Below are 6,061 nucleotides of genomic sequence, written 5' to 3'. Positions count from 1 at the left end.
GACTGGATCGCCAGCTCGCCGGAACTGTTTCCCTACGACTCGGCGTCGTGGCAGCCTGCCGGAGAGGTCGGTGAGGCGCGCCGACTGGAAGCTGCCTGGCGTGGGTTGGACCTTCCGGCGCGATCCACGAGCACTGGGCGGACCCGGAGCGGCGGGACCAGTGGCTGGTCCGGCCGGACGGCTACCTGGCCTGGGCCGCCGACAACGCCGCGGCCCGTCCGCCGCTCACCCCGGCGGCGGAGCTCATCGCCTGAGCGCGCCGCGCAGCCCGGCCCGGCCCGCAGCCCGCAGCCCGCAGCCCGGCCCGGTCCCCGGCACCCCCGCCGCGAGGAGCGCCCGCCGGAGGATGTCCTCACCCCGGCGGACAGGCGGCCTCCGGGCGGGCCGGTGCGGCGGCCGTCTGCGACGATGGCGGCGGCGCGGTCCGCCGTCCGGTCCGTGCCGCCAGGCCGAACAGGAGGCAGCAGTCATGGAGAAGCGCACCGCCGTGGTCACCGGGGCGAGCAGCGGGATCGGGGCGGCCACCGCCCGGCGGCTGGCGAGCGAGGGCTACCGGGTGGTGCTGACCGCCCGCCGGACCGAACGCATCACCGCGCTCGCCGACGAGCTGGCGGCCGCCGGCCACGAGGCGCAGGCCCAGGTGCTCGACGTCACCGACCGCGACGCGGTGCGCGCCTTCGCCACCGACCTCGGTGTCTGCCACGTCCTCGTCAACAACGCGGGCGGCGCGCTGGGCGCCGACCCGGTGGCCGAGGGCGACCCCGAGGACTGGCGCCGGATGTACGAGGTGAACGTCATCGGGGTGCTGCACATGACGCAGGCGCTGCTGCCCGCGCTGCGCGCCTCCGGCGACGGCACCGTCGTCGTGATCAGCTCCACCGCCGGACAGGCCGTCTACGAGGGCGGCGGCGGGTATGTCGCCGCCAAGCACGGCGCGCACGTGCTGGCGGAGACGCTGCGGCTCGAACTCTGCGGCGAGCCGGTGCGGGTCATCGAGATCGCGCCCGGGATGGTCCGCACCGACGAGTTCGCCCTCAACCGGTTCGGCGGCGACCCGGCGCGCGCCGCGGACGTCTACCGGGGGGTGGCGGAGCCGCTGACCGCGGAGGACGTGGCGGACACCGTCGGGTGGGCGGTCACCCGCCCCTCGCACGTCAACGTGGACCTGCTGATCGTGCGGCCGCGTGCTCAGGCGTCCAACACCAAGGTCCACCGGGAGCTGTGAGCACCGCCCCCCGGCCCGCCACTGCGGTGACGCGGGCCGGGCGGCGAGCGGGTACGGCGGCGGCCGGGGCCGGGAGCTCGTCGCTCCCGGCCCCGGCCGTGTGGTGAGGGCGGGGGCCCGGTGGGGGCCGCCCGGCCGCCGGCCCGGCCCTCGACGGGCCGGCGGTTGTCCGGGACGCCCCGGTGCCACCGCTGTCGCGGGGGCGCCGGCCCTGTGAGGTGTCCCGTTACCCGCCGGGTGGCACCGCTCGGGGCGGGGCCGGCGGCCGGTCACGGGGCCACGTCATCGGACGGCTGCGCTCAGGGGAGCTGGAGCAGTCGGTTCGGCGAGCCGCTGCCCGGGTTGGTGACCTTGCCGGTGACGGCGGCGCCGACGATGGCCGACTTCACCGTGGCGGGCGAGGCGGAGGGGTTGCTGCCGAGGTAGAGGGCGGCCACGCCGGCGACGTGGGGCGCCGCCATCGAGGTGCCGTTGATGGTGTTGGTGGCGGTGTTGCTCGTCGCCCAGGCCGCGGTGATGGCGCTGCCGGGGGCGAAGATGTCGATGGCGCCCCAGTTGGAGTAGCTGGCGCGGGCGTCGGTGGAGGTGGTGGCGCCGACGGTGATCGCCGGGCCGACCCGCGCCGGCGAGAAGCCGCTGGCGTTGGCGTTGCTGTTGCCGGCGGCGACGGAGTAGGAGACGCCGGAGTTGATCGACGAGACGACCGCCGCGTCGATGACGGCGTTGGCGCCGCCGCCCAGGCTCATGTTGGCGACCGACGGGCCGTTGGCGTTGGCGGTCACCCAGTCGATGCCCGCGACGACGGACTGGACGGTGCCGGAGCCGGAGTCGTTGAGCACCTTCACCGAGACGATGTCGGCGGCCTTCGCGACGCCGTAGGCGGTGCCCGCGGCGGTGGAGGCGACGTGGGTGCCGTGGCCCTGGCGGTCCACGCCGGTGCCGCCGAAGGCGTCGAAGCCGAAGACCGCGCGGCCGCCGAAGTCCTGGTGGGTGTAGCGGATACCGGTGTCGAGGACGAAGACCGTCACGCCGTCACCGGCGTGGGCGGGGTAGGTGTAGCGGTTGTTCAGCGGCAGGTTCGGCTGGTCTATCCGGTCCAGACCCCAGGAGGGCGGGTTGACCTGGGTGGTCGTCGCGAGCTCGACGACCTCGTCCTGGTAGACCTTGTCGACGGCCGGGTCGGCGGCGAGTCGCAGCGCGTCCGCCTCGTCGACCTCGGCGGCGAAGCCGTTGAGCACCGTGTCGTAGACGGTGCTGATCTCGGCGTCGTACTTGGCGGCGAGTTCGTCGGCGGCGGGCGAGTCGGCAGCGACCGTCTCGTCCAGCACGACGATGTAGCTGCCGGCGACTGCCTCGGCGGCGTCGGCGTTGAGGATGACGCCGGTGGGGTCGTCCGAGGCGGCGTGGGCGGCGCCCGGGAGGGCGAGCCCGACCCCGAGGGCCAGGACGGCCGCGGTGGCGGCCGCGGTGCCGAGGGTGCGGCGGCGGGGGGTGGTGGTACGCATCGCTGACATCGAGGGAATTCCTCCGCTTGATGGATTCGAAGTGCGCTGAGGACCGGATTTTCTGACGGAGCGTGGCCACGACAATTCACTCCGTCGTTCGAAAGATTTGCCGAAGTGAGGGAATCCGACAAGGGGTTGAGGATGGTTGTCACGCGCATGTCACAAGTTCAACATCTGATACCGCATCAGACGGGGTGATTGCGGGCGTCGGGTTCCGGAACTGCGCGGAGCCTGTTGACCGGTCTGTGCCCACGGCGTGACGGAGCGGGACGACCGGTGGTGTGACGGAGCGCAGCGGTCCGTGGCGTGACCGAGCGCAACGGGCGGCCGCGGCGGGGGGAACGCGCGGCAGCGGGGGCGTGACGGCGCCGGGCCCCGCCGCCGCCTCCGCGGGGGCACGGCCGGCGGACCGACCGGCGTGGGACGGCCCGGCCGGCGGGCCGGTCGCTCCGTGTGACACTAGGGGGGTTCACCTGCCGGGCCCGGGTGCGCCCGCGGCCCGCGAGCCGCCGCGCCCCGCCCACCGGGGAGCGGCGCGCGCCGTTCTCCGGAAGGAAGTAGACCACTGTGGCTGCCGGTGCCGAGACCGACTGGGTCTCCCGATCCGCTGATGAAGTCATCGCCGAAGCGGAGCGCCGCGCGCCCGGGAAAGCGATCGTCTGCGCGTCCGGACTGAGCCCCTCGGGCCCGATCCACCTCGGCAACCTGCGCGAGGTCATGACGCCGCACCTCGTCGCCGACGAGGTCCGCCGCCGCGGGCACGCGGTCGAGCACATCATCTCCTGGGACGACTACGACCGGTTCCGGAAGGTGCCCGCCGGTATCCCCGGTGTGGACTCCTCCTGGGAGGAGCACATCGGGAAGCCGCTGACCTCCGTCCCCGCGCCCCCCGGCTCCGCGCACCCGAACTGGGCGGAGCACTTCAAGGCCGCGATGATCGGCGCCCTCGCCGAGCTGGGCGTCGAGTTCCGCGGCATCAGCCAGACCGAGCAGTACACCTCCGGCGCCTACCGGGAGCAGGTCCTCCACGCCGTGCGCCACCGCGCCGCGATCGACGCCGTGCTGGACCGCTACCGCACCAAGGACCGCGCCCAGGCCCAGGCCCCGCAGCAGAAGAAGGGCAAGCAGGGTGCGCAGCAGCAGCCGGCCGACGAGGCCGAGCTCGCCGCCGCCGAGGGGTCCGGTGCCGCCGACGAGGACGACGGCAGCGCCGGGGACGCCGGCTACTTCCCCTACAAGCCGTACTGCGCCGTCTGCGAGCGCGACCTCACCACCGTCACCGCCTACGACGACGACACGACCGAGATGACCTACCGCTGCGCCTGCGGCCACGGCGAGACCGTGCTGCTGCGCGAGTACGACCGCGGCAAGCTGGTCTGGAAGGTCGACTGGCCGATGCGCTGGAAGTACGAGGGCGTCGACTTCGAGCCCTCCGGCGTGGACCACTCCTCGCCCGGTTCGTCGTTCGTCGTCGGCGGGCAGATCGTGCGCGAGGTCTTCGACGGTGTGCAGCCGATCGGCCCCATGTACGCCTTCGTCGGCATCACCGGCATGGCGAAGATGTCCAGCTCCAAGGGCGGCGTCCCCACCCCGGAGGAGGCGCTGCGGATCATGGAGGCGCCGGTGCTGCGGTGGCTCTACGCCCGCCGCCGCCCCAACCAGTCCTTCAAGATCGCCTTCGACCAGGAGATCCAGCGCCTCTACGACGAGTGGGACGCCCTGGCCCGGAAGATCGACGAGGGGCAGGCGCAGCCCGCGGACCTCGCCGCCCACCGCCGGGCGGTCGGCACCGCCGCCGGTGAGCTGCCCGCCACCGAGCGGCGCGTCCCCTACCGGACGCTCGCCTCGGTCGTGGACATCACCACCGGGGACGAGGAGCAGACCCTCCGCATCCTCGCCGACCTCGACCCCGACGCCCCCGTCACCGACCTGGCGCAGGTGCGGCCGCGGCTGGACCGCGCCGCGCACTGGGTCGACACCCAGGTCCCGGCCGAGCAGCGGACCCGGGTCCGCAGTGAGCCCGACGCCGACCTGCTCGCCTTGCTCGACGAGGAGCAGCGGGCCTCGCTCGCCCTGCTGGTCGACGGGCTGGACACCCACTGGTCGCTGGAGGGGCTGACCACGCTGGTGTACGGCGTGCCGAAGGTGCGGGCCGGGCTCGCGCCCGACGCCAAGCCCACCCCGGAGCTGAAGGTGGCGCAGCGGGCGTTCTTCGCCCTGCTGTACCGGCTGCTCATCAGCGTCGAGACCGGCCCGCGGCTGCCCACGCTGCTGCTCGCCGTCGGTGCCGACCGGGTCCGGCGGCTGCTCGGCTCCTGACCGGGCGTCCCCGCCCCCCCCGCCCTCGGTGCGTCGGTGGCGGGCCGGGTCGATGCGGGCGGCGCGGCGTCGGTGGCGGCATCGGCCCGGGCGGGCTCGGCGCGCGCTCGAGACCCCACGCCGCGCCCGCGGCGCCGCTACGGCCGTCCGGTGCGCCGCCTCAGACGCCCTCGGGCGCGCCGGTACGAGGGCGTCGTCCCTCCGCCGTGCGGCCGGCCGCATCCGACGCCGCGAGCCGACCCGGTGCGGGGCGCCGGGCACGCCCTCAGGCGACGCCGACCTCGGCGCGGTGGCGCTCCCGGCACTCGCGGACGTAGGGGAGCAGGTACCGCTCGCTCAGCATGTTGCCGTCCGCGGTGCCCACCTCGTGGGCGTCGAAGAGGTGGCGGGCGAGGTGCCGCGCGTTCGGCGGGGTGTTGCCGTTGTAGGTGCCCAACAGCTCCCGGTAGGCCCGGTAGTAGAACTCGCCGGGCTCGACGCCGGTGGGGAGCCCCACCGGCGCGTCGCCGTCCGTCTGCTGCGCGGGCTCCTCCCCGCGGACGGGCCGCTCCAGCGGTGCCCGCAGGTCCCTGCGGCCGGCTGAGCCGGGCACGGTGTCGGCGGGCGGGTCGGTGAACGGCTCCACGCCGGGCGGGTCGTACGGGCCCGCGAGCGGGTGGGTGTAGGGGGCGTCGCCCGCGGCGAAGTCCGGCAGCGGCTCCGCAGCCTCGGCGACACGGTCGTGGCCGGGGCCGGCGTCGCCGGCCGGGCGCTCCACGCGGGGGGCGAGGTGCGGGAGCGGGTCGGCGGCGAGCTCCTGGTGCCCGGGCTCCCGCCCCGCGGCCGCGCTCGGCCCTGTGCCGTCGGCGGCCGGTGCCAGGGGGACGGCGGCCGCACCGGCCGCGAGCGTCCCGCGGGCCCCGCCGACCTCGGGGAGGCCCGCTTCCCTGAGTGCTCCCTTGTCGGGGTTCAGGTACGCCATTACGCCTCCTCCAGTTCGATCTCGACGAACGCGCTGGGCTGCAGCACGCCG

The 6,061-nt window shown here is 75.1% G+C and carries 4 protein-coding genes; 2 read left to right on the top strand and 2 right to left on the bottom strand.

Features of this window, described 5'->3' with window-relative positions:
• Positions 1-469 precede the first annotated feature (469 nt).
• A complete protein-coding gene (locus tag HCN56_RS22735) occupies positions 470-1,225 on the top strand; it encodes an SDR family oxidoreductase (protein ID WP_167974097.1) in 756 nt (251 codons plus the stop codon).
• A gap of 299 nt (positions 1,226-1,524) precedes the next feature.
• Here HCN56_RS22735 and HCN56_RS22730 read toward each other — a convergent pair whose 3' ends face one another.
• Positions 1,525-2,739, bottom strand: a complete 1,215-nt coding sequence (locus HCN56_RS22730) for a S8 family peptidase (protein WP_167974095.1) — start codon at positions 2,737-2,739, stop codon at positions 1,525-1,527.
• Between the two features lie 558 nt (positions 2,740-3,297).
• Here HCN56_RS22730 and lysS point away from each other — a divergent pair.
• Positions 3,298-5,049, top strand: coding sequence for a lysine--tRNA ligase (lysS, locus tag HCN56_RS22725; protein ID WP_167974093.1), 1,752 nt, complete (start codon positions 3,298-3,300; stop codon positions 5,047-5,049).
• Positions 5,050-5,314: 265 nt separating this feature from the next.
• Here the strand turns inward: lysS and HCN56_RS22720 are convergent, their stop codons facing one another.
• Positions 5,315-6,010: a hypothetical protein gene (locus tag HCN56_RS22720; RefSeq protein ID WP_167974091.1), complete on the bottom strand. Its 696-nt coding sequence runs from the start codon at positions 6,008-6,010 to the stop codon at positions 5,315-5,317.
• Between the last annotated feature and the right edge of the window lie 51 nt (positions 6,011-6,061).

This window comes from Streptomyces lonarensis (assembly GCF_012033735.1).
In the GTDB taxonomy this organism is placed as follows: Bacteria; Actinomycetota; Actinomycetes; order Streptomycetales; family Streptomycetaceae; genus Streptomyces; species Streptomyces lonarensis.
The sequence above is the reverse complement of the archived record's forward strand: the minus strand, read 5'-3'. Positions and strand labels throughout refer to the sequence as shown.